Source organism: Blastococcus sp. SYSU DS0828, assembly GCF_054050975.1.
Window position 1 is genome coordinate 15857 of sequence record NZ_JBJHAK010000028.1, and the last position, 21230, is coordinate 37086.

At 76.1% G+C, this 21230-nt stretch carries 22 protein-coding genes; 6 read left to right on the top strand and 16 right to left on the bottom strand.

Features of this window, described 5'->3' with window-relative positions; genetic code table 11:
• Positions 1 to 26: 26 nt before the first annotated feature.
• The 3 genes from ACI79Q_RS18195 to ACI79Q_RS18205 form a co-directional block, all read right to left on the bottom strand.
• On the bottom strand, positions 27 to 2141 hold the full coding sequence (locus ACI79Q_RS18195; RefSeq protein WP_456589843.1) for a putative bifunctional diguanylate cyclase/phosphodiesterase: 2115 nt from the start codon (positions 2139 to 2141) through the stop codon (positions 27 to 29).
• Positions 2142 to 2263: 122 nt separating this feature from the next.
• Positions 2264 to 3166 carry an acyl-CoA dehydrogenase family protein gene (locus ACI79Q_RS18200; protein ID WP_456615137.1) on the bottom strand — a complete coding sequence of 301 codons (903 nt, stop codon included), beginning with the start codon at positions 3164 to 3166 and terminating at the stop codon, positions 2264 to 2266.
• Between the two features lie 219 nt (positions 3167 to 3385).
• A complete protein-coding gene (locus tag ACI79Q_RS18205) occupies positions 3386 to 4669 on the bottom strand; it encodes a competence/damage-inducible protein A (protein WP_456589845.1) in 1284 nt (427 codons plus the stop codon).
• Positions 4670 to 4813: 144 nt separating this feature from the next.
• On the opposite strand from ACI79Q_RS18205, the gene ACI79Q_RS18210 reads away from it, so the two are divergent.
• Positions 4814 to 5509 (top strand): hypothetical protein, encoded by a 696-nt coding sequence (locus tag ACI79Q_RS18210; RefSeq protein WP_456615138.1) that lies wholly within the window; start codon positions 4814 to 4816, stop codon positions 5507 to 5509.
• A gap of 4 nt (positions 5510 to 5513) precedes the next feature.
• On the opposite strand, the gene ACI79Q_RS18215 is transcribed toward ACI79Q_RS18210, so the two are convergent.
• Positions 5514 to 7037, bottom strand: coding sequence for a protein kinase domain-containing protein (locus tag ACI79Q_RS18215; protein WP_456615139.1), 1524 nt, complete (start codon positions 7035 to 7037; stop codon positions 5514 to 5516).
• Positions 7034 to 8644 (bottom strand): protein kinase domain-containing protein, encoded by a 1611-nt coding sequence (locus ACI79Q_RS18220; RefSeq protein ID WP_456615140.1) that lies wholly within the window; start codon positions 8642 to 8644, stop codon positions 7034 to 7036. The genes ACI79Q_RS18215 and ACI79Q_RS18220 overlap by 4 nt, the downstream gene beginning before the upstream one ends.
• A gap of 329 nt (positions 8645 to 8973) precedes the next feature.
• Here ACI79Q_RS18220 and ACI79Q_RS18225 point away from each other — a divergent pair, with 329 nt between their 5' ends.
• Positions 8974 to 9750: an enoyl-CoA hydratase-related protein gene (locus tag ACI79Q_RS18225; RefSeq protein ID WP_456589849.1), complete on the top strand. Its 777-nt coding sequence runs from the start codon at positions 8974 to 8976 to the stop codon at positions 9748 to 9750.
• A gap of 94 nt (positions 9751 to 9844) precedes the next feature.
• Here ACI79Q_RS18225 and ACI79Q_RS18230 read toward each other — a convergent pair whose 3' ends face one another.
• Positions 9845 to 10063, bottom strand: coding sequence for a hypothetical protein (locus tag ACI79Q_RS18230; protein ID WP_456589850.1), 219 nt, complete (start codon positions 10061 to 10063; stop codon positions 9845 to 9847).
• 83 nt (positions 10064 to 10146) lie between these two features.
• Here ACI79Q_RS18230 and ACI79Q_RS18235 point away from each other — a divergent pair, with 83 nt between their 5' ends.
• A complete protein-coding gene (locus ACI79Q_RS18235) occupies positions 10147 to 10800 on the top strand; it encodes an MBL fold metallo-hydrolase (RefSeq protein ID WP_456589851.1) in 654 nt (217 codons plus the stop codon).
• A 33-nt stretch (positions 10801 to 10833) separates the two neighbouring features.
• Here ACI79Q_RS18235 and ACI79Q_RS18240 read toward each other — a convergent pair whose 3' ends face one another.
• The 3 genes from ACI79Q_RS18240 to ACI79Q_RS18250 form a co-directional block, all read right to left on the bottom strand.
• Positions 10834 to 11106 carry a GlsB/YeaQ/YmgE family stress response membrane protein gene (locus ACI79Q_RS18240; protein ID WP_347058774.1) on the bottom strand — a complete coding sequence of 91 codons (273 nt, stop codon included), beginning with the start codon at positions 11104 to 11106 and terminating at the stop codon, positions 10834 to 10836.
• Between the two features lie 144 nt (positions 11107 to 11250).
• Positions 11251 to 11721 carry an SRPBCC family protein gene (locus ACI79Q_RS18245; RefSeq protein ID WP_456615141.1) on the bottom strand — a complete coding sequence of 157 codons (471 nt, stop codon included), beginning with the start codon at positions 11719 to 11721 and terminating at the stop codon, positions 11251 to 11253.
• Between the two features lies 1 nt (position 11722).
• On the bottom strand, positions 11723 to 12463 hold the full coding sequence (locus ACI79Q_RS18250; RefSeq protein ID WP_456613527.1) for a GntR family transcriptional regulator: 741 nt from the start codon (positions 12461 to 12463) through the stop codon (positions 11723 to 11725).
• A 151-nt stretch (positions 12464 to 12614) separates the two neighbouring features.
• Between ACI79Q_RS18250 and ACI79Q_RS18255 the strand changes: the two genes are divergently transcribed.
• On the top strand, positions 12615 to 13187 hold the full coding sequence (locus tag ACI79Q_RS18255; protein ID WP_456615142.1) for a TetR/AcrR family transcriptional regulator: 573 nt from the start codon (positions 12615 to 12617) through the stop codon (positions 13185 to 13187).
• A gap of 123 nt (positions 13188 to 13310) precedes the next feature.
• Here the strand turns inward: ACI79Q_RS18255 and ACI79Q_RS18260 are convergent, their stop codons facing one another.
• Complete coding sequence (locus tag ACI79Q_RS18260) at positions 13311 to 14615, bottom strand: metallophosphoesterase (RefSeq protein ID WP_456615143.1); 1305 nt, start codon at positions 14613 to 14615, stop codon at positions 13311 to 13313.
• A 150-nt stretch (positions 14616 to 14765) separates the two neighbouring features.
• Complete coding sequence (locus tag ACI79Q_RS18265) at positions 14766 to 15392, bottom strand: CYTH domain-containing protein (RefSeq protein WP_456589856.1); 627 nt, start codon at positions 15390 to 15392, stop codon at positions 14766 to 14768.
• Positions 15393 to 15455: 63 nt separating this feature from the next.
• Between ACI79Q_RS18265 and ACI79Q_RS18270 the strand changes: the two genes are divergently transcribed.
• Positions 15456 to 16421 carry an endonuclease/exonuclease/phosphatase family protein gene (locus ACI79Q_RS18270; protein WP_456589857.1) on the top strand — a complete coding sequence of 322 codons (966 nt, stop codon included), beginning with the start codon at positions 15456 to 15458 and terminating at the stop codon, positions 16419 to 16421.
• Between the two features lie 93 nt (positions 16422 to 16514).
• Positions 16515 to 17288, top strand: a complete 774-nt coding sequence (locus ACI79Q_RS18275; protein WP_456615144.1) for a DUF2382 domain-containing protein — start codon at positions 16515 to 16517, stop codon at positions 17286 to 17288.
• A gap of 10 nt (positions 17289 to 17298) precedes the next feature.
• Here ACI79Q_RS18275 and ACI79Q_RS18280 read toward each other — a convergent pair whose 3' ends face one another.
• The 5 genes from ACI79Q_RS18280 to ACI79Q_RS18300 form a co-directional block, all read right to left on the bottom strand.
• Positions 17299 to 18060: a nitrilase-related carbon-nitrogen hydrolase gene (locus ACI79Q_RS18280; protein WP_456615145.1), complete on the bottom strand. Its 762-nt coding sequence runs from the start codon at positions 18058 to 18060 to the stop codon at positions 17299 to 17301.
• The gene (locus tag ACI79Q_RS18285; protein ID WP_456615146.1) at positions 18057 to 19238 is read right to left on the bottom strand and encodes a pyridoxal phosphate-dependent aminotransferase; all 1182 of its coding nucleotides are present in this window, start codon (positions 19236 to 19238) and stop codon (positions 18057 to 18059) included. Before ACI79Q_RS18285 ends, ACI79Q_RS18280 begins: the two co-directional genes overlap by 4 nt.
• A gap of 87 nt (positions 19239 to 19325) precedes the next feature.
• Positions 19326 to 19541, bottom strand: a complete 216-nt coding sequence (locus tag ACI79Q_RS18290; protein WP_456596040.1) for an RNA-binding S4 domain-containing protein — start codon at positions 19539 to 19541, stop codon at positions 19326 to 19328.
• A 5-nt stretch (positions 19542 to 19546) separates the two neighbouring features.
• Positions 19547 to 20269, bottom strand: a complete 723-nt coding sequence (locus ACI79Q_RS18295) for an MOSC domain-containing protein (RefSeq protein ID WP_456615147.1) — start codon at positions 20267 to 20269, stop codon at positions 19547 to 19549.
• A gap of 1 nt (position 20270) precedes the next feature.
• Complete coding sequence (locus ACI79Q_RS18300; RefSeq protein ID WP_456615148.1) at positions 20271 to 21188, bottom strand: aldose 1-epimerase family protein; 918 nt, start codon at positions 21186 to 21188, stop codon at positions 20271 to 20273.
• Positions 21189 to 21230 lie beyond the last annotated feature (42 nt).

Below are 21230 nucleotides of genomic sequence, written 5' to 3' on the forward strand. Positions count from 1 at the left end.
CGCCCGGCGGCCGGGACGGCGGAGGTTCACCCGGGCGCGGGGACGGCGTGGCCGGCGATCGCCAGGGCGCACAGGTCCCCTCCGGCCTGCTGCACCTCGCGGACCCAGCCGGGCAGCCGGTCGGCGGGCATCGGGTGGCCCAGCAGCCAGCCCTGCGCCAGGTCGCAGCCGGCCTCGCGCACCATCCGCAGGTGCTCGGGGGTCTCGATCCCCTCGGCCACGGAGCTGATGCCCAGCGTGCGGGTGAGCCCGACGATGGCCGCGAGCACCGCACCGGTGTCGCCGGCCGCCACCCGCTCGGCGGCGGCGAGCAGCGAGCGGTCGATCTTGAGCGTGCCGATGGGGAGCGCGAACAGCTGGGCCAGGGAGGACCACCCGGTGCCGAAGTCGTCGATCGCCACGCGGACGCCGAAGCCGCGCAGCACCGACAGCTGGTCCTCCGCCCGCGTCGGGTCCTCGGCCACGCTGGTCTCGGTGAGCTCCAGCACCAGCTGGTCGGCCGGGAGGCCGGAGCTCTGCAGGGCCAGTCGCACGTCGCGCACCAGCGTCTCGGCGGAGAAGTGCCGGGCGCTGACGTTCACCGACATGCGCAGGGAGAGCCCCTCGGCGGCCCACTCCGCCGCCTTGCGGGTGGTCTCGCGGAGCAGCCAGCGGGTGATCGGGATGATCTGCCCGGTCTCCTCGGCCACGGACAGGAAGGTGTCCGGCGACAGCAGCCCGCGCTCGGGGTGCTGCCAGCGGACCAGCGCCTCGACGCCCTCGATCTGCCCGGTGTCCAGCCGGACGACGGGCTGGTAGTGCACCACCAGCTGGTCGATGGCGTCACCCCGCAGCCGGGTGGCCACCTCCAGCCGCCACCGGGCCGCCTCCCGCAACGCGGGGGAGAACAGGTGGACCCGGTCCCGCCCCGAGCTCTTGGCGGCGAACATCGCGGCGTCCGCATCGCTGAGCAGGTGGTGCGCGTCGCGGACCTCCTGCCGGGCCACCGCCACGCCGACGCTGGCGCTGAGCGGCACGGAGATCTCCCCGGCGAGGAAGGGCCGGCCGAACGCGGTCTGCAGCCGGAAGGCCAGGGCAGCGGCCTCCGAGGCGTCGCACCCGCGCGCCAGGACCACGAACTGGTCGGCGCCCAGGCGGGCCACGGCGTCGCCCGGGCGGAGCTGCTCGGAGAGCCGGCCGCCCACCTGGCGCAGCAGCTCGTCACCGATCTGGTGGCCCAGGGAGTCGTTGACGGTCTTGAAGGCGTCGAGGTCGATGACGAGCAGTGCGACTCCGGCCTGGTGGTCGGCGGCCAGCGCCTCGCCGGTGAGCTCGAGCAGCCTGGAGCGGTTGGGCAGCCCGGTGAGGTCGTCGTGCTGCGCCTTCCACAGCAGGTCCTGCCGGGCGCGCACCTGGTCGGTGACGTCGTTGTGGGTGATGACGACCCGGCCCTCGCGGTCGACCCGCGTCGCCTGCAGGTGGAACCAGGCGGCACCGCGCCGGGTCTGGCAGGAGTAGTCGTAGGAGAACGTGCGCCCGTCCGACCGCGCGGTGTCGGTCATCAGCGCCCGCAGCCCCTCGGCCAGCCCGGCGTGCTCCCGGGGAGCCAGTCCCCGGGTCATGATCGTCAGGTAGTCCTCGCCCTCCCGGCCCGGCCACGAGACCGCCGGGAGCAGCTCCTCGCTGCTGCGCACCCACGCCCCGTTGGTGGACAGGATCCGCCCGTCCGGCCCGATCAGGACGGTGGGCGAGGGCAGGGCCTCCAGCACCGCGGTGAGGCCGCGGATCTGGGCGTCGCGTTGCTGGTCGGTGCGGCGGCGGACGTCGATGTCGCGGAAGAGGACGGCGGCGCCGGCCGGATCGGGGAACATCCGGACCTCGTACCAGCGCCCCGTCGGCTCGTAGAAGAAGTGGAACTCCCGTGGCCGGCCGTCCGCGAGGAGCTGGCGGTACTGCTCCTCGGCGAGCGAGCCGCGCAGGGCCGGGAAGGCGTCGCGGGCGTCCTGGCCGAGCAGTTCGTCGGCCCGGCGCCCGAGGAGCCGCTCGGCCGCCTCGTTGAGGTAGGCGAAGCATCCCCGCGTGTCCAGGCGGTAGACCGCGTCGGGCACGCCGCTCAACGGGTCGGGCCGGATCCCGAGGGACCGGTCGTCGCCTGGTTGCACGCTGCCCGCTCTCGTCCAGTGGTCGTCCGGTCCGCTTCCGCAGACGCCGGGGACACGGACCGCTCGTGAAGAACACGGGCAGCACGTGAGCCGTCCCCGAGGGTAATAGCCCGGAGCCCGCCTCAGGGAGCCGCGACCTCGGATCGCCGGACGATCTCGGCGACGGCGGTGCCGGCGGGCAGGGTGCCGAGGACCGCGCCGGACTCTCCGCCCAGGCGAGAGGCGCAGAAGGCGTCCGCGACCGGGGCCGGTGCGTGGCGCAGCAGCAGCGAGCCCTGCAGGCAGAGCGCCAGCGACCCGGCGATCCGCCGGGCACGGAAGGGCAGCCCGTCCCGGTCACCCAGCTCGGCCGACAGCCGCTTGACCGCGTCGTCGTACCGGCGGTCCGCTCCCCGGGCCAGCTCCAGCTCCGCGGTGACGGCGGCCAGCGACTCCGAGGAGCGCCCCAGCGCCCGCAGGACGTCGAGGGCGATGACGTTGCCCGAGCCCTCCCAGATGGAGTTCAGCGGCGCCTGCCGGTAGAGGCGGGGCAACCCGGACTCCTCCACGTAGCCGTTGCCGCCCAGCACCTCCATCGCCTCCGCGACCACCCCCGGGGTGCGCTTGCACACCCAGTATTTGGCGACCGCCCCCGCCAGCCGCAGGAAGGCCGCCTCGCCGGCGTCCACCGCGGCGGCCAGCCGGATGGCCAGCGCCTTGGCGGCCTCGCTCTCGAGCGCGAGGTCGGCGAGCACGTTCTGCATCAGCGGCTGGTCGGCCAGCAGCGCGCCGAACGCGTGCCGGTGCCGGGCGTGGTGACCCGCCTGCGTCAGCGCCGCCCGGATCGTGGCCGCCGAGCCGAGCACGCAGTCCAGCCGGGTCATGTTGACCATCTCGATGATCGCCGGGACACCCCGCCCGGGCTCGCCGACCAGCCACCCGGTCGTCCCGTCGAACTCCACCTCGCTGGAGGCGTTGGCGCGGTCGCCCAGCTTGTCCTTGAGCCGCTGCAGCCGGAAGACGTTGGGGGTGCCGTCGGGGAGCACGCGGGGGACGAGGAAGCAGGAGACCCCTCCTCGAGCTGGGCGAGGACGAGGAACAGGTCGCTCATCGGCGCGCTGGTGAACCACTTGTGCCCGGTGAGCCGGTAGCTGCCGTCGGGCTGGGCGACGGCACCGTAATCCGGTCCGGCACGGGATCGTGCTCCCCGTTCCGCCGGCGAGCTGCTCGAGCGTGCAGGCGGCGGGCCGGCGGCGCGTACGGCGTCAGGCCGCCGGGCCGCCCAGCAGCAGCCGGCGGAGCAGGTGCAGCGCCATGGTGACGGAGCGTTCCCGCACGGTCGATCGGCCGCCCGGCAGCGCGAGGGAGCGCGCCTCCACCCCCTCGGGGCCGACGACGCACAGGTGGACCGTCCCGACGGGCTTGGTCTCCGTGCCACCTCCGGGGCCGGCGATGCCGGTGATGCCCACCCCGATGTCGGCGCCGAAGCGCCCGCGGGCTCCGTCGGCGAGGGCACGCGCCACCTGCGGGCTGACCGCGCCGTGCTCGGCCAGCAGCGCGCCGGGAACTCCGAGGAGCGCCTCCTTCGCCCCGTCGGCGTAGGCCGTCACCCCGCCCAGCACGGCGGCGGAGGCGCCGGGCCGCTCGGTGAGGCGGGCGACGAGCAGCCCGCCGGTGCAGGACTCCGCGGTGGCGATCGTCAGGCCCCGCTCGGTGAGCGCGGTGGCCACCAGCTCGTCGAGGGTGGGGCCGGTGGAGAACAGCGTGTCGGCGTAGCGCTCGCCCAGCCGGGCCGCGAACCGGTCGTAGGCCGGCTGCGCCGCGGCGGGGAAGCGGGTGACGATCTCCAGCTCCCCGTCCCGGAGGCACGTGGTGATCTCCAGGCCGCCGAGCTCGGGTTCGAGCTCGCGCAGCGTGGCGGCCAGCTGGGCCTCGAGCGTGCCCCACAGCCGCAGGGTCTCCTGCCGCAGCTCCGCGGCGCCCGCCAGCGCCGCCCGGGTCGGAGCCGCGGCGACGGCCGCGGGCCACATGCCCCGAAGCTCGCCCGGGGGTCCGGGCAGCACGACCACCGGCGGCCCGGTCCGGCCCGGCGCGGGCGGGACGACCAGGCCCGGCGCGGTTCCCACCGGCTCCAGCACGGTGGCCCCTTCGGGGACCAGGGCCTGCTTGCGCACCCCCGCCGCGGTGGACGCCGGGTCGGCGCGCCAGCCCCGGCGGGCCATCAGCCGCTCGACGATCCGGCCGATCCGCTGCTCCAGCGCGGCGTCCACCGCCGAGGCGCGGCCCTGGAAGCCACCCACCACCTGGGCGGTCAGGTCGTCGGCGGTGGGCCCCAGCCCGCCGGTGGTGATGAGCAGGTCGGCGCCGGTGCCGGCCAGGAAGGACAGCGCGGCCACGAGGTCCTCGGAGCGGTCGCCGACCACGACGACGTGCCCGACGTCGACGCCGAGCCGGCGCAGCTGCTCGGCCAGCCAGGGACCGTTGCGATCGGCCACCCGTCCGGTGAGCACCTCGGTCCCCGTGACGACGATCCCAGCGCGCGTGACCACGGATCGACCCTAGGCGCGGCGGACCGCTCCGGCAGGTGCGGCCCGTTCCCCCGGGTGGCGCGCGGACGGGCCGGCCGGGCGGCGCTAGCGTGCGGGACGACCGCACCGACCGGTGGTCCCGCCGGAGCCGACCTGGAGGCACCCGTGAGCACGCCGTCCGAACCGCAGTCCCCCACCGCGGGCACCGGTCCCGCCCAGTCGTCGACCCAGGAGATCCCGGTGGTCACGCCGGCGTCCGGCACGCCGACGACGGTGCAGCAGCTCCCGCCCCCCTCGGCTCCCGTCCACCCGCCCGCGGCGCCGAGCGGACCGCCCACCACGCCGACCGCCGCGTCGGCCGGGGAGGCCCAGCCCACCGGCCCGGTCGACTTCGTCCCCGGTCTGCCCGGCGTCGGCGCCCCGCCTCCCCCGGCGGCCGGCGCCGCCACCGAGCTCCCCCGTGCCCCCCGTGACCGGACGGCGCTCGTCGGCGCCGGGCTGGTGGCGCTGTCCCTGGTGCTGCTCCAGCTCGCCCTGTTCCTGCGCTTCGGCACGGAGCCGGCCTGGTCCGCCATCCCGCTGTGGTCGGCCTTCGCCACGGTCTGCGTCGTGCTGGGGCTGGCCGCGTTCGCGGGTCTGCTGCCCGTCGGCCGGCGGCTGGACCACCGGACCGGGTGGCGGGTGGCGGCCGGCGGTCTCGGCGGCCTGGCGGTCTTCTGGGTGCTGGTGGTGCTGCCCGACGCGGGCACCGACCGGGGTTTCCTGCACACGGCCGCGCTCGGCGCTCTCGGCGGGGCGCTGTGGCTGGCCGCGGGCCAGGAGCACCGGCCGACCGAGGACGCGGCGCCGGCCCGCGGCTGATCCGCTAGCCGCGGCCCCGGCCGTTGCCGCCCGCATTGCCGTTCCCGTTCGCGCTGCCGTTCCCGCCCGCGTTGCCGTTCCCGCCCGCGTTGCCGTCCCCGCCCGCGTTGCCGTTGCCGTTCGCGTTGCCGTTCCCGCCCGCATTGCCGTTCCCGCCCGCGCTGCCGTTCCCGCCGGCCTCGGCGGGCGCGCCGTCGGCCCCGGCCCCGACCGGCACCGGGGCGGGGACCACGGGGCCCGGGTCGGCCGGTGCCGGGGCGGGCTGTGGCTCGGGGCCCGGCTCGGGTTCCGGTGGCGCGACCGCGTAGGTGACCGTGACGACGGTGCCCGGGGCGACCGCACCCACCGGCGCGAGGGCCAGCACGTGGTCAGGGGGGACGGCGGCGCTCTCCCGGCCGACGAGGTGGACGCCCAGGCCCGCGGCGGCCAGTTCCCCCTCCACCTCGACGACCGGCCGGCCGACGAAGTCGGCGGCGGCGAGCAGGACCGGCTCCGCGGCGTCGCTGGTACCCGTACCGGGATCCGCCGGGGCGTCACCCCACACCTGCAGGGCGGCGATGGCCAGGCCGGCGCCGAGCACCAGCGCGGTCAGAGGCGCGAGGAGGCGCCGCAGCGGCCGCGGTGCGACCGCCCGCGCGGCCAGGGGCCGCGTGCCGGACGGCGGCGCGACCGGCGGCAGCGGCCGGCCGGCCCGCACGTCGTCGACGGCGTCCCGGAACGCGGCCCCGTCGGGGAACCGCTCGGCCGGGTCCTTCAGCAGCGCACGGTCGATGAGCGTGCGCACCGCGTCGGGCACGTCGGCGGGCAACGGGGGCGGCGGCTCCCGGAGCTGGCGCAGCGCGATCTGCACCGGGTTGTCGCCGTCGAAGGCGCGGTGCCCGGCCAGGCACTCGTACCCGATCATGCCCAGCGCGTAGACGTCGCTGGGCGGGCCGGCCTGGCTGCCACCGGCCTGCTCCGGGGAGAGGTAGTGGGCGGTGCCGACCACCTGCCCGGTCTGGGTGAGCGGTGCGCTGGCCGCGGACCAGGCGATGCCGAAGTCGGTGATCCGCACGATCCCGTCGGCACCGACCAGCACGTTGCCCGGTTTGACGTCCCGGTGCACCAGGCCTGCCGCGTGCGCCGCGGCCAGGCCGGCCGCCGCCTGGCGCAGCACGTCGAGCGTGCGGTCGACCGCGAGCCGTCCCTCCCGCGCGAGCACCGCGGCCAGCGACTCGCCCTCGACCAGTTCCATGACGAGGAAGGCCAGCGCCTCGCCGTCGGTGTCGGTGGACTCCCCGTAGTCGAACAGGGCCGCGACGTTGCGGTGGGTCAGCAGGGCGCTGTGCCGGGCCTCCGCGCGAAACCGGGCCAGGAACGTGGGGTCGCCGGTGTACTCGCTGCGCAGCACCTTCACCGCCACGGGCCGGTCGAGGACGACGTCCCGCCCGCGCCAGACCTGACCCATGCCGCCGGTCGCGAGCAGCGAGAGCAGCTCGTAGCGGCCACCGAGGAGGCGCGGGGACAGCGGCCGCTGCCGCGGGGTCACGGTTCCGGGGACGGGCTCGTCGAGGGGGGAGTGGGGGACCCGCTCGTCTGGCTGGGCGACGACGTCGTGGGCGTCGTCGTCGTCGGCGTCGGCGTCGGCGTCGTCGTCGGCGTGGTGCTCGTCTCCTCCGGCTGCCCGGTGGTCGTGGTGGGCGACGCCGGGAGCGGCGGCGGCGTCGTCGTCACCGTCGGCGCCGAGGTGCTGGCCGGAGGTGTCGTCGGCTCCGTGCGCGACGTGCTCGGCGGGACGACGCGGTCGACGGCGGCGCCGGTCACCACCGGCTCGCGCGGCCGCTCGCCCTGCTCCGGGGCGGTGGCGTACCGCACGACCACCTGGTCGCCGGCACGGAGCGGGCGGCCGGCGGGCTCCACGCCGGTCACCCGGCCCGCGCGGACGTCGTCGCGCGTCTCGGCTCGGACGGTGACCGTCAGCCCGAGGTCGGCCAGCCGCTCGGCGACCTCGCCCACCGGCCGGCCCAGGTAGTCCTCCAGGGCCAGCACGATGCTGCCGGCGATGCGCTCCTCGGCCGCCGCGGCCGTGCTCGGCGCGCTGCCCTGGGTCAGGGTCTGCAGCAGGGTGGCGGTGATCCCCGCGCCGGCCAGCAGGCCGATGAGCGGCAGCAGCACGACCGCCAGCCGGCCGCGCCGCCGCGCCACCGGCGGGCGGGTGGCCCGCGGGCCGGTGGTCGACGCCCCGGCGCGGCGAGCCGGCGCCGCCCGGCGACGTCGCGGCACCACGCCGACCTCGACCGTGCCCGGGTCCGGTTGCCGACCGGCGCGGACCTCGGCGACGGCCGCGGCGAAGCTGGCGCCGTCGGGGAAGCGCGCCTCGGGATCCTTGACCAGCGCCCGGCCGATCAGCGTCCGGACGCCGGGGGGCAGCGCCCCGGACAGGGGCTCCGGCTCCTGCTGCACCTGCTTGAGGGCGATCGTGACGGCGTTGTCGCCGTCGAAGGCCGGGTGCCCGGTCAGGCACTCGTAACCGATCAGGCCGAGGGCGTAGACGTCGCTGGCCGGGGTCGCGTGCCGGCCCTCGGCCTGCTCGGGGGAGAGGTACTGCGGCGTGCCGATGACCTGCCCGGTGCGGGTCAGCGCGACGCTGCGCGCGGACCAGGCGATGCCGAAGTCGGTGATCTTCACCGCCCCGTCCGGGCGGACGAGGATGTTGCCGGGCTTGACGTCACGGTGCACGAGGCCACGACGGTGCGCCTCCGCCAGCGCCGCCGCGGTCTGCCCGAGCAGTGACAGCGTCGTCTCGGCGTCCAGCGCGCCCTCCCGGCGCAGCAACGCCGAGAGCGGTTCTCCCTCCACCAGCTCCATCACCAGGTAGGCGAGGGTCTCCCCCGATCCGTCCTGGGCGGTCTCCTCGCCGTAGTCGAAGACGGCGGCGATGTTGGGGTGGTTCAGCGCGGCGGCGTGCTGGGCCTCCGCGCGGAACCGGGCGACGAAGGTGGGGTCGCCGGTGTACTCGCTGCGCAGGACCTTCACGGCGACCGGGCGGTGCAGGGCGACGTCGAGCCCCCGCCAGACCTGGCCCATCCCACCGGTGGCGATCAGCTGCTGCAGTTCGTAGCGGTCACCCAGGCACCGGCGTCCTGGTTCCACCACGGGGGTCACTCCTCGTCCGTCCGGCCCGTGCGCACGGGCCGTGGCGTCGCCGCACGGGGCCGGCGCGCCGCCCGCCTGTCCGCTCCACGACCCGCCTGGCGCGTCGCGGAACGCGCATCATCGTCCACCACCCGACCCGCGGCGCCGCATCCGCCCCTCCCGCACCACCCGTCGCGTCGGCGCGCCGGTTGCATGGCGTGCACGAGGCACCACGCATCCCCCGGCGCCGGGTCCGGGCCGGGGGACTGCCTCCCGCTGCCCGCGGCCTGGCAAGGTGACCGGCGACAGGGCCGCGCCGCGGCCGACCGCGAACCGGAAGGCGGGCGACGATGTCCGACACCGTGACCCGTGAGGACGCCGACGGCGTCGCCACCCTCACCCTGCTCCGTCCGGGGCTGACCCACGCCTCCCGCCGCGACCTCCTGGCCGCTGTGCAGGACGTCGCGGCGGACGACTCGGTGCGCGCCGTGCTGCTCACCGGCACGGGACGGGCGTTCTGCGTCGGGCAGGACCTCGGGGAGCACCTCGCGGAGATGCAGGGGGGCGCCGAGGCGCCGCTGTCGGTGGTGGAGCGGGAGTACAACCCGCTGGTGCTGGCGCTGGCCGGCCTGCGCGTGCCCGTCGTCGTCGGGATCAACGGCGCCTGCGCCGGGGCGGGCCTGGGCCTGGCCCTCGCCGGCGACCTCCGGGTGGCCGCTGCCGGCGCCAAGTTCACCACCGCGTTCACGGGGATCGGGCTGTCCAGCGACTCGGCGCTGGCGGCGCGGCTGGTGCACAGCGTGGGCGGCTCCCGCGCCGCGGAGCTGCTGCTGCTGCCGGAGCCGTTCCTGGCCGAGAGCGCCGCGGAGTGGGGGCTGGTGCACCGCGTCGTCGCACCGGAGCAGGTGCTGCCGGAGGCCCAGCAGCTGGCGGCCCGGCTGGCCGCCGGCCCGACCGCGGCCTACCGCGCGGTGAAGACGGTGCTGGCCACCGCCGCCACCGATTCGCTGGAGGAGACGCTGGCCCTGGAGGGGCGGCTGCAGAACGAGGTGGGGCAGTCTGCCGACCACCGCGAGGCCGTCGAGGCGTTCCTGGCCAAGCGGGCGCCGCGGTTCACCGGCCGCTGAGGCGGCCGACCCGCGGGAGGAGTGCACCTGCCGCCGGGCGGGCGGGCCGGGCCGGCGGCAGGGCGTCAGGGGGCCGCCGTTCCCGGCGACGGGGTCACCGGGCGAGCGTGGCGCAGGCGGGGCAGACGTCGGAGGCCCGCAGCGGCCACTGCTGCTCGGGGGTGACCCGGGCCAGCGAGCCGCAGACGGTGAGCTCGCAGGCGCTGTCGACCTCGGCCGGCGGCCGGTGCAGCTCCACGGCGTGCCACAGCGCGGCGGTGGGACCGTGCGCGCGGCTGCGGGCGGCGGCGAACGCGGTGGTCGTCAGCATCATGCTGAGGAGGTCGGCAGGTGCGCGGGCGCGGGCGACGGGTGCGGAGCGGCTCCTCACCCCGAAGGGTGAGCCGCAGGAGCCGGGTGCAGGATCAGGTCATGGAGCTCACCAAGCACGGGCATGCCTGCGTGGTCCTCTCCGACGGCGACCGGCGGCTGGTCATCGACCCGGGTGCCTTCACCGACCCGGTCGCCCTCGACGGTGCGACGGCGGTGCTGGTCACCCACGAGCACCCCGACCACTTCGTCGCCGACAGGCTGCGGGCGGCCTTGGACGCCACCCCGTCGCTCGAGGTGTGGACCAACCGGGCGGTGGCGGCCGCGCTCGAGGGCGCCGGCGACCGCGTGCACGTGGTCGGGGCCGGCGACGCGGTCACGGTCGCCGGGTTCGAGGTGCAGGTGCACGGCGAGCTGCACGCCGAGATCCACCCGGACCTGCCCCGGGTGGCCAATGTCGGATTCCTCGTCGACGGGCAGGTCTTCCACCCCGGCGATGCCTTCACCGTGCCGGGCACGCCCGTCCCCACGCTGCTCCTGCCGCTGCACGCGCCCTGGTCGCGCACGGCCGAGGTGATCGACTACCTGCGGGAGGTGCGGGCCGACCAGGCCTACGCCGTGCACGACGGGCTGCTCAACGACACCGGGATCGGTGTGGTGAGCGGGCTGCTCGGGGAGCGGGGTCCGGGGACCCCCACGCCGGTCGCCCGGCTGACCCCCGGGGAGACGGTCGAGGTCTGAACCCGACCGCCTCCGCCGGGGACGGCGGTCAGGTCAGCGCACGGCGCGGTCGTTGCGCCCGGTGAGCGTGGACGCCGCCACCACCAGCACCGCCGCCAGGACGATGGAGATGATCCACCGCAGCCAGTCGATGCCGGCGGTGTCCTCGACGCCCAGCAGACCGCTCACCCAGTAGCCGAGGAGCACACCGCCGACGCCGCACAGCAGCGTGAGCCAGATGGGCGTGTTGTCCCGGGTGCTGGGGGCGACGAACTTCCCCAGCAGGCCGATGATGAGCCCGGCGATGATCAGACCGATGATTTCCACAGCAAGCTCCTCAGTTCGCTCGACCGGCGAGCACGGTTCTCCCGGCACGGTGCCGAGCGTGCCGCCGGTGCACGACAAGGCCCTGTACCCCGGTTGATCACGACGATGCGTGATTCCCCCGAACGAGCGGCACGGCTTCCCCGGTCAGGAGCCCGCGGCCGCCTGAGCCACGTGCGCGGGCACCTTGGCCAGCTCGGCGTCGACCGTCCGCTGCACCAGCCGGCGCACGGCGGTGCGGGTCAGCCGGCGGACCAGCCGGCTGCCCCCGGTGGGCTCGTGACCGATCGTGATCGAGACACGCGTGCCGCCGGCGGCGGTGTCGGAGAGCTCGATCTCCGTCGTCCACGTCTCCGGGGTGAGCTCCAGGCGCGTGGTCACCCGCCGGAGCGGCTCCCACGCGACGATCTCCCCGCGTGGCGCGCCCGATCGCGGAGCGCCGCCGTCGAGCTGCCCGGGCGAGCAGACGAACGTCGTGCCGACCCCGGGGGACCCGGTGCCGGCGAGCACGTAGGAGACGTCGCAGACGGCGCAGTAGGGCTCCAGCACCGCCAGCGCGCGCCAGACCTCCGCGCGGGGCTGCGGCACCTCCCGGGTGCCCGTCGCGGTCGTCGGCACGTCAGCGGCCGCCCACGGAGACCTCGAACTCGACCTGGCTGACGTCGGGTCGCAGTCGGGAGAAGCTGTGCACCTGCGGGCGCCCCTCGCCGTCCCGCACGGTGGTCCGGACCACCAGCAGCGGGGAGCCGGCGACCACGCCGAGCGCCTCGGCCTCGTCGGGGGCGGCGGTGCCGACGTCCACGACGATGCGGGCGTGGGCGAGGTCGGCCGCGTACTCCCGGCGCAGGTAGTCGTAGAGGGAGCCCTCGCTGAAGTCGGCGTCCACCGCGCCGGGGTACGCGGCGGCCGGCAGGAAGCTGTGCGCGACGTGGTTGGGCGTGCCGTCGACGCTGCGCAGCCGCACCAGCTCCACCACCTCCGACCCCGGCTCCAGCTTCAGCTCGGTCGCCACGGGGGCGGGCACCGGCACGACCCGCTGGACGAGCACCGTCGTGCCGACCTGCGCGCCCTGCTCGGTCATGACCGAGTTGAAGCCCGCGATGCGGTGCACGAAGCTCTCGCGGTACTCGTGCCGGATGGCCGGGCGGGTCACGTAGGTGCCCCGGCCCTGCTCCCGCACGAGGTGGCCGTCGGCCACGAGCCCGTCGACCGCGCGCCGCAGCGTGATGCGGCTGACGCCGTACTCGGCGCAGAGGACCGGCTCGGGGGGCAGCACCGTGAGCTCGGGCAGCGCGGCGACCCGGCGGCGCAGGTGCTCGCGGACCGACAGGTACTTGGGACCTGCTACGGGGCTGACCACGGGACAAAGGTACTGCCCGAGGAGACGTCTGGTCGTCATGTCGTATGAGACGTCACATCGATCGTGTCGTGGCGTGCGTCACGTGGCCCACCGGGATGTCGCCCGGTACGGCGGCTGGCAGCCACCCGGATGACCGGTCGATGATCACCGTGTGACGGACTCACCCGACTGGCGCAGGCGCAGGTGGGGGGCCACCCACCTGCGCATCTACGAGGTGGCGCTGCGGCTGTTCGAGGACGAGGGCTACGACCAGGTGCCGATCGCCCGCATCGCGTCCGCCGCCGGCGTGTCGGTGCCCACCTTCTACGCGCACTACCCGAGCAAGGAGCACCTGATCATGGCCCTCCTCGCGCCGCACCAGGTGGCCGAGCTCATCGCCGCCCAGCCGGCCGACCAGCCGCTGGGCGTGCGGATCCGACAGGCGGCGGTGAACTCGCTGACCAGCTTCGACGACGGGGAGCGGGCCCAGCTGCTCGCGCGCTGGCGGATCATCGCCGGCAGCCCCGCGCTGCGGTACCGGGCCGGGGAGTTCGACCGGATGACGGCCACGATGGTCGCCGAGGCCAGCGCCGGCGATCAGCCCGTCCGGTCGTCGGACCTGGTGATCGCCAGTGCCCACCTCGCCGCGTTCACCACCGGGATGCTCGTGTGGGCCGACAGCGACGGGGAGCGCGAACTCGGGGGGTGCCTGACCGAGGCCTTCGACGCCCTCTCCAGGGCCTGACCCCGTTCGGCATGGGTCGAGCCGCTGCACCGGACGTCCCGCCGCGTCACGGCGCGGCTGGACACCCGACGGCGCGGCTCGACATGCCCGCCGCACCCACCGAACCGGGGGCTCGGCGCCGGCTCAGCGACCCGGCGCCCGCAGCTCCACGACCGTGACCTCCGGCCGGGCGCCGATGCGCATCGGCGGGCCCCAGTAGCCCGCCCCCGAGGAGACGTACAGCTGGGTGTCGCCGTGCCGGGACCAGCCCTCCACGGAGGGCTGGTCGAGCCGCACGGCGTAGTCGAACGGCCAGAGCTGCCCGCCGTGGGTGTGCCCGGACAGCTGCAGGTCGACGCCGGCCGCGGCCGCCTGCTCCACCATCACCGGCTGGTGCGCGAGCAGGACCACCGGGGTGGCGTCGTCGCGCCCGTCCAGCGCGGCGTCCAGGTCGGCGCCGTGACCGGGCAGGCCCGAGGCCGCCGCGGTCCGGTCGTCGATCCCGGCGAGGTCGAAGGACGCGGCGCCGCGGCGGATCGCCACCCGCTCGTTGCGCAGCACGTCCACGCCCAGGGTCGGCAGGTGCCGCATCCAGGCCCGGGTGTCGACGAAGTACTCGTGGTTCCCGGTGACGAAGTAGACGCCCTGCTCGCTGACCAGGTCCGCCAGCGGGGCCACGTCCTCCCGCAGCTCGTCGACGTCGCCGTCGACCAGGTCGCCGACGATGGCCACCACGTCCGGCCGCTGCTCGTTGACCAGCTCCACGACCCGTTCGAACCGCCGTCCGCCGTAGGTGGCCGACAGGTGGCCGTCGGAGAAGGTGACGATCCGCAGCCCGTCCAGCGCCGGGTCCAGCCCCCGCAGGGTGACCGGCACCCGCCGCACCACCGGCGCGGAGTTGGCGAACCAGGCGCCCGTGCCGGCGGTGCCCAGGGCGACCGCTCCGGCGGTCACCGCGAGGCCGCGGGCCAGGAAGAGCCGCCGCCCCATGCCGTCGGCAGGGGCGTCGGCAGGGGCGTCGGCCGGAGCATCGGCGGGGGCGTCGGCGAGGAGGTCGCCGTCCGCCCGGACGGCGCCGCGGCCAGGTGGCGTCCCCCTGTCGGACGGAGCCGCTGCGTCGTCCCTCCGCGGAGCGCTCCACGCCCCACTCGGGACGACCTGGCGCACAACTCCCCCGCTACGCCTGCTGATCAGCGCGTTCCCGACCAGCCGCACCGGTTCGAGGACGAGCAGCGCGAGCACGGCGTAGAGGGCGATGCCGAGCCAGCTGTAGCCGATCCAGCTCAGCGGGGTGCCGGCGTCCAGCGGCAGCACGCCGCGCGACAGCAGCGCCGCCACCGGCGACACCGCCAGGAGGACGGTGAGCAGGGTGAGCCAGCGGCGCAGGCGGCCGGGCTCGGTGGTGCTCCGGACCAGCCGGAGCCACAGGTAGGCGTGCAGCAACCCCACGGCCAGCAGGACGACCGTCCCGAAGCCCAGCAGACCGATGAGGGACAGGGCGGACCTCCGGCGGGATCGGGGAGCACGGCGGGACCGGGTCGATGCACGCCGGTGCAGAGGATGGACGACGGAGGACGCCGGGGTGTTCCCGGAGCGGGATCAGCCGGTGCCGTCGAGCCGGGAGGAGAGCGCGGAGGCCAGCTTCGACGCCCGCGGGGAAGGGCGGGCGCCGGCGGCGACGAGCACGTCGCCCACGGCGGCCAGGATCGGCTCGGAGCCGTCGACGAGCTCGACCTCCAGCTCGCGCCAGCTGCGCACCTCGGGGACGTCGCCGGGAGCGGTCGCGGCCACCGTCGCGGTCACCGTGTCGTCGGCGAGCTCGGCCAGCACCCGGCCGGCCGCGTCCCGCAGCGCGGTGACCACCCGCCGGGTGCGCATCGTCACCACCGGCCCGGGCACCTCCCCGGCCAGGAGCCCGGCGACCACCTCCAGGAGCTCGGCCGGTGCCACGTCGGTGCCGTGCGCCAGCGGCGCGTGCAGCTCCCGGCGGGCCCCGTCCGCCGGGAGCTTGAGGTGCCAGCCCTCGTCCGGCCCCCCGGTGCGGCGGCGCAGGGTGACCCGGGCGCGCACGAGCCGGAGGTCCGGGGTGTCGTGGTAGACCGCCGCCAGCTGGTGGACCACCGGGGCGTCCACGACCGCGACGCCGGGGACCGCGTCCAGGGACGGCGGCACGAACGCCTCGTCCACGTCGAACTTCCGCTCGATCTCGAGCTGCTCGGCGACCACGGCCCGACCGTAGGGCACCGACCGGGGCGGCGGCCCACCGGCGCCCTGGCTAGCGTGACCGCCATGGCCCGGACCGATACCGATCCCCGGTGGGCCGTCGCGGCCGCCACGCCGTGGGCGGTGTGGGCGGTGCTGCGCCGCGCCGGCGCCGAGCGGGGCTTCCCGCTGGTGCCCGCGCTGGCGTTCACCCCGTACGCCGCCGCCGCCGCCGTCGTCCCCCTGGTCGCGGCCGTGCGGGCCCGGTCACGGGCGGGCACCCTGCTCGCCGCGGCGGCGGGCGCCACGCTCGGCGCCGCCGTGCGCTCGCACCGGGGCAGGCCGCCCGCCGGCGACCCGCCGACGGGGCGACGGGTGCGCATCGCCACGGTGAGCCTGCGCCGGGGGCTGGTCCCCGCCGAGCCGGTCGTCGAGCTGGTCCGCCGGCACGGGGTCGACGTCCTGGCGGTGCAGGAGCTCACCCCGGAGGCCGAGGGGCGCTTGACCGCCGCCGGGCTGGCGGAGCTGCTGCCGCACGCCCACGTCATCCCCGCCCGGCCGGGCAGCGTCGCGGCGGCCTCCGGTGGCGTCTGGAGCCGGTTGCCGGTCGACGGCCGCGGAGCCGTGCCGGGCGGCTTCGAGCAGCCGACGGTCCGGCTGCCGATCGGCGCGGGGCCCGCGCTCGAGATCACCGCGGTGCACGCCGTGCCCCCGGCGACGTCACCGGCCGCCGTCCGCGCCTGGACCGCCGACCTCGCCGCCCTGCCGGCTCCCGATCCGGCGGTGCTGCGGGTGCTCGCCGGCGACTTCAACGCCACGCTCGACCACGCGGCGCTGCGCGCGGTCCTGCGGCTGGGGTACCTGGATGCCGCCCGCGCCGTCGGCGTGGGGCACACCTGGACCTGGCGGCCGCTGCGGGTCCCGGTCCCCCGGCTGGCCCTCGACCACGTGCTCGTCGATCCGCGACTCGCCGTCGCCGGCTGCGGCTTCGTCCCGGTGCGGGGCAGCGATCACCGGTCCGTGGTGGTCGACCTGGTGGTGCCGGGCGGCTGAGGCGCGGCAGCCGATGTTCACCGACCCCGCCCGGTGGGCAGCCTTGTACGGCGGGACGCGCGACCGGGCGCGCCGCATGGAGGGAGCCGACCCATGTTGAGCGAGCACCAGGTCGCGGAAGCGATCGGCAGCACCGCCTACGGCGACGGTGGCGACAAACTGGGCACCGTCGAACACTTCTTCGTCGACGACCGGACCGGTGAGCCGACCTGGGTGGCGGTGACCACCGGCCTGTTCGGCACCCGGCACTCGATCGTGCCCGCCCGCGAGGCCTCCTGGGAGGACGGCCGACTGCGGCTGCCGGTCACCGCGGAGGCGGTGACGAGCGCCCCGGCCGTCGGCGGGAACCACCTCGACCCGGGCGAGGAGGCCGAGCTGCGGCGCCACTACGGCATCGACGAGGCGCGGGGCGCGGGAAACGGCGGTGGGCGCCACCGGGAACCCGACGACGCCGCGACCCCGACCGACGGCGCCATGACGCGGAGCGAGGAACGGCTGCGGGTCGACACCGAGCGGGTCGCCGACCGGCGGGTCCGTCTGGTCAAGTACGTCGTCACCGAGGAGGTGCAGGTGACGGTGCCCATCCGGCGCGAGGAGATCCGCCTGGAGGAGATCCCGCTGGACGGCACCGCGGCGGCCGGGGACGCCGCCCACTCCGGTGAGTCGCTGGTGCCCGAGGACACCGCCGCGACGGGCCTGCCGGACGAGATCGTGCTGCACGCCGAGCGGCCGGTGTTCGGTGTCGAGGTGGTGCCCGTGGAGCGGGTACGGCTGCGCACGGAGGTGGTGGAGGGCCGGGAGACGGTCAGCGAGCAGGTGCTGCGCGAGCAGATCACCGTCGACCAGGACGGCACGCCCCGGAGCTGACGCCGGCCTCTCAGCCGCGCCGGTCGGGGAGGAACCGCAGCCGGTCGCGGGTGGCCGCCACCTCGGCGGCGTCGACGTCGGCGAGCACGAGGGTCTCGGTCCCGGCGGCGGTGGCCAGCAGCTCGCCCATGGGGCTCACGATCCGGCTGTCCCCCGTGTGCTCGGTGCCGTCCCCGGCGGTGCCCACCCGGTTGCACCCCACGACGTAGGCCTGGTTCTCGATCGCCCGGGCCTGCAGCAGCGTCTGCCAGTGCAGGCGCCGGGCGGCCGGCCAGTTGGCCACCACCACGTAGAGGTCGGTCTCCAGGGCGGCGCGCCAGAAGACGTCGGCGAAGCGCAGGTCGTAGCAGATGAACGGGGTGATCCTGAGCCCCCCGATGGTCACCGTGAGCGGCCCGTCGCCGGCGCGGAACCGCTCGTGCTCGCCGCCGTGGGTGAAGGGGTGCAGCTTGCGGTAGCGGTGCGTCCCGCCGTCCGGCCCGGCCAGGACGAAGGAGTTGTAGGGCAGCTGCTCCCCCGGGGCGATCTCCGGGCAGCTGCCGCCCACCCACACGCCGTGCTCGGCGGCCTGCGCGGCGAGGAACGCCGCCGACGGCCCGTCCTCGGGCTCCCCGATGCCCGGCGTCATCGAGAACCCGGTGGAGAAGGTCTCGGTGAGCAGCACCAGCTCGGCGCCGGCGGCGGCCGCCCGGGCCACCTGCGGGGCGAGCCGGGCGAAGTTCGCCTCCCGGTCCTCCCAGACGATGTCGTGCTGCACCGCTGCGACCCTCATGCCAGCCTCCTCAACCGCTCGACCGCCTCGCCGAGCACGTCATCCCTCTTGCAGAACGCGAACCGCACCAGGTGCCGCCCGAGGGCGGCGTGCTCGGGCGTGTAGAAGACCACGGTCGGGACGGCGACCACGCCGGCCCGCTCCGGCAGCGCCCGGCAGAAGGCGAGCCCGTCGCCGTCGGGCTGCACCCCGCGGACGTCGACGGTGGCGAAGTAGGTCGCCTGCGGGCTGATCACCGGCAGCCCGGCCTCGCGCAGCCCCGCCACCAGGACGTCGCGGCGGTACTGCAGGTCGCGGGCGATACCGGTGAAGTACGCCTCCGGCAGCCGCAGCCCCGCGGCGACCGCGGGCTGGAACGGCCCGCCGTTGACGTAGGTGAGGAACTGCTTGGCGGTGCGGACTGCGGCCACCAGCGGAGCCGGACCGCAGACCCAGCCGACCTTCCAGCCGGTCACGTTGAACGTCTTGCCGCCGCTGGAGACGACGAGCGTCCGCTCGCGCATGCCGGGCAGCGTGGCGAGGGAGACGTGCTCCGCGCCGTCGAACACCAGGTGCTCGTAGACCTCGTCGGTGACCACCGTGAGGTCGTGCGTGGTGGCGAGCTCGGCCAGCACGGCCAGCTCGTCGCGGGTGAGCACCGTGCCGGTCGGGTTGTGCGGGGAGTTGACCAGCAGCAGCCGGGTGCGCGGCGTGATCGCGGCGCGCAGCTCCGCCTCGTCGAACACCCAGGGGCCCGAGCCGTCCGCGGGCGGGTGCAGCGGGACGGGGCGCACCACGCCGCCGGCCATGGCGACCGAGGCGCTGTAGCTGTCGTAGATGGGCTCGAAGAGGACCACCTCGTCGCCGGGCTCCAGCAGGGCGAGCATCGCCGCCGCCAGCGCCTCGGTCGCGCCGGCGGTGACCAGCACCTCGGTGTCGGGATCGTAGGTGCCACCCGAGAACCGCTGCCGGTGCTCGGCGACGGCGGAGCGCAGCTCGGGGATGCCCGGGCCGGGCGGGTACTGGTCGGCGCCGGTGCCGATGGCGGCGCGGGCGGCGTCGAGCACCTCCGCCGGGCCGGGGTAGTCGGGAAAGCCCTGACCCAGGTTGATCGACCCGGTGGCGACGGCGAGCGCGCTCATCTCGGCGAAGATCGTCGTCCCGAAACCGCGCAGCCGGGACGCCAGCGGTGCGGTCATGCGGCTCCTTTCCCGGGTCGGTTCCACGCGGCCCCCTGCAGGGTCCCGCGGCGAGCCTGCGAGTCGCGGGGGTCAGGGGGTCCTTCTTCAGGCGATGCGGACGTCCTCGTGGCCCTCGATCGCCACCACGTCGCCGGAGCGGAGCTGCCGGCCGCGCCGGTCCTCCGGCTCACCGTTCACCGTCACCGCGCCGGAGAGCAGCACGTCCTTGACCTGGGCGCCGGTGGGGACGGCGTCGACCAGCTTGAGCAGCTGGCCGAGCCGGATGCTGTCCTCGCCGGGACGCAGATCGACGGTGCGCACGGTCGTCAGTCTGCCGTCCGGCGCAGCTCGTCGCCGACCCGGACCTGCCCGGGTGCGAGGACGGCGGCCCGCACGGCGAGCAGCCCCTCCCGCTCGCGGTGCACCGTCTTGAGCACCGAGGTGTCGCGCGGGATGCCGCCGGGCTGCGGGCGGGTGGTCATCACGCACCGCGGGATGCCGGTGCCGAACCGCAGCCGCGCGCTGCCCAGGTCCGCCTCCGTGCCGCGCAGCGCGTCCTCGCCGGCGCCGTCCAGCACGACGTTGGCCCGGAAGCGGCGGCGGTCCCAGGTGCCCAGCGTGCCGGTGGAGACCAGGGAGAGCCGGATGCGGGGGCTGTCGTGGAACGGGCCGGGGGCGCCCTCCCACTGCCGCCACTCGTTCGGATCGGGCTCGTCGTCGCCCACGGCCGACTCGTAGGTGGGGACGGTGTCGTCGTCCCCGGCCGCCCGCAGCTCCACCCGGCGGCCGAGCCAGTCCGAGAGCACGGCCTCGTCCGTGGTGACCGTTCCGTCGGGGAGCACCACCTCGACCCCGCCGTCCGGGCGCACGCGGGCCGCGCCGAACAGCAGCTCGGGCACCCGGCGGGCGGTGAGGCCGAAGCCGGTGTCGCGGTCGAACAGCGCCCACCGCCGGTCGCCGCTGATGCCGAGCGGGCCGAGCTCCGCCTCGGCCAGCCGCTCGCCCTGCAGCGACTTCACCGGGTAGCGCCAGAGCTCCGCGACGCGCATCTCAGCCCGCCGGCGTCCAGGCGAGGGACCAGGTGCCGGCCCACTCCGCGCTCGGCTCGAGCACGTGCAGGTCGACGTCGTCGGCGAGCGCGTTGGGCGGGCAGGTCATCGGCTCGACGGCGAGGCTGCGCCGCCACTGGCCCTCGGGCAGGGTGTCGCCGCTGTAGACCTGCAGCCACGGCCAGGCGGCGTCGGCCGAGAGCATCAGCTCCCCCGCGGCGCCGCGCAGCCGCACGCGCCACCACCCCTGGTCGTCCCGGTCGAGGTCGGTGAGCGGGACGTCGAGCGCCCGGTCGCCGATCCGGCCGACGGCGCCGTCGAACGGCCGCCGCTCCCCCGTCGGCAGGCCGCCGTCCAGCGCCAGCTCGGTGCGGGCCGGGAGCTCCACCTCCGCGTCGCCGATGCCGCCGTCCTGGGTGGCCCCGACGGAGAGGTAGGGGTGGAAACCGGCGCCGAACGGCGCCGGCCGGTCGCCGGTGTTGCGGACGCGGAGCGTGCAGGTGAGCCGGTCGGCGTCGAGCGTGTGGTCCACCGCGACGGCGAGGCGGAACGGATAGCCGGGGTGCGGCTCCACCGTCGTCCCGACCGTGACGGACCGGTCCGCTTCCGCCAGCACCGTCCACGGCTGCCAGGCGACCAGGCCGTGGATGGCGTGCGGCTCGTCGGGCGAACGGACGTCGAGCTGGAGCTCCTCGCCGCGCCAGCTCCACCGGCCGTGCCGGAGCCGGTTCGGCCAGGGCACGAGGGTCGCGCCGCGCCAGCCGGGCAGCACCCGACCGGCCGGGTAGCCGTCGAGGACCTCCCAATCCCCGACCGCGAGCCGGCGGAGGGTCCCGCCGCGGAGGTCCAGGGCGAGGCGGGCGTCGCCGGCGGTGAGCTCCACCTCGGTGCGGTCGCTGGTGGGCCAGGTGTCGGGCATGCGCTCAGCTCACCACATCGCCGCCCCGCTGCCCCGGCGAGA

Bases quoted from the DNA above. Each gene is read 5' to 3' on its own strand.
- ACI79Q_RS18270 (WP_456589857.1), top strand. From the start codon at position 15,456: ATGGCCCGGACCGATACCGATCCCCGGTGGGCCGTCGCGGCCGCCACG.
- ACI79Q_RS18300 (WP_456615148.1), bottom strand. From the start codon at position 21,188: ATGCCCGACACCTGGCCCACCAGCGACCGCACCGAGGTGGAGCTCACC.
- ACI79Q_RS18230 (WP_456589850.1), bottom strand. From the start codon at position 10,063: ATGATGCTGACGACCACCGCGTTCGCCGCCGCCCGCAGCCGCGCGCAC.
- ACI79Q_RS18225 (WP_456589849.1), top strand. From the start codon at position 8,974: ATGTCCGACACCGTGACCCGTGAGGACGCCGACGGCGTCGCCACCCTC.
- ACI79Q_RS18295 (WP_456615147.1), bottom strand. From the start codon at position 20,269: ATGCGCGTCGCGGAGCTCTGGCGCTACCCGGTGAAGTCGCTGCAGGGC.
- ACI79Q_RS18280 (WP_456615145.1), bottom strand. From the start codon at position 18,060: ATGAGGGTCGCAGCGGTGCAGCACGACATCGTCTGGGAGGACCGGGAG.
- ACI79Q_RS18285 (WP_456615146.1), bottom strand. From the start codon at position 19,238: ATGACCGCACCGCTGGCGTCCCGGCTGCGCGGTTTCGGGACGACGATC.
- ACI79Q_RS18275 (WP_456615144.1), top strand. From the start codon at position 16,515: ATGTTGAGCGAGCACCAGGTCGCGGAAGCGATCGGCAGCACCGCCTAC.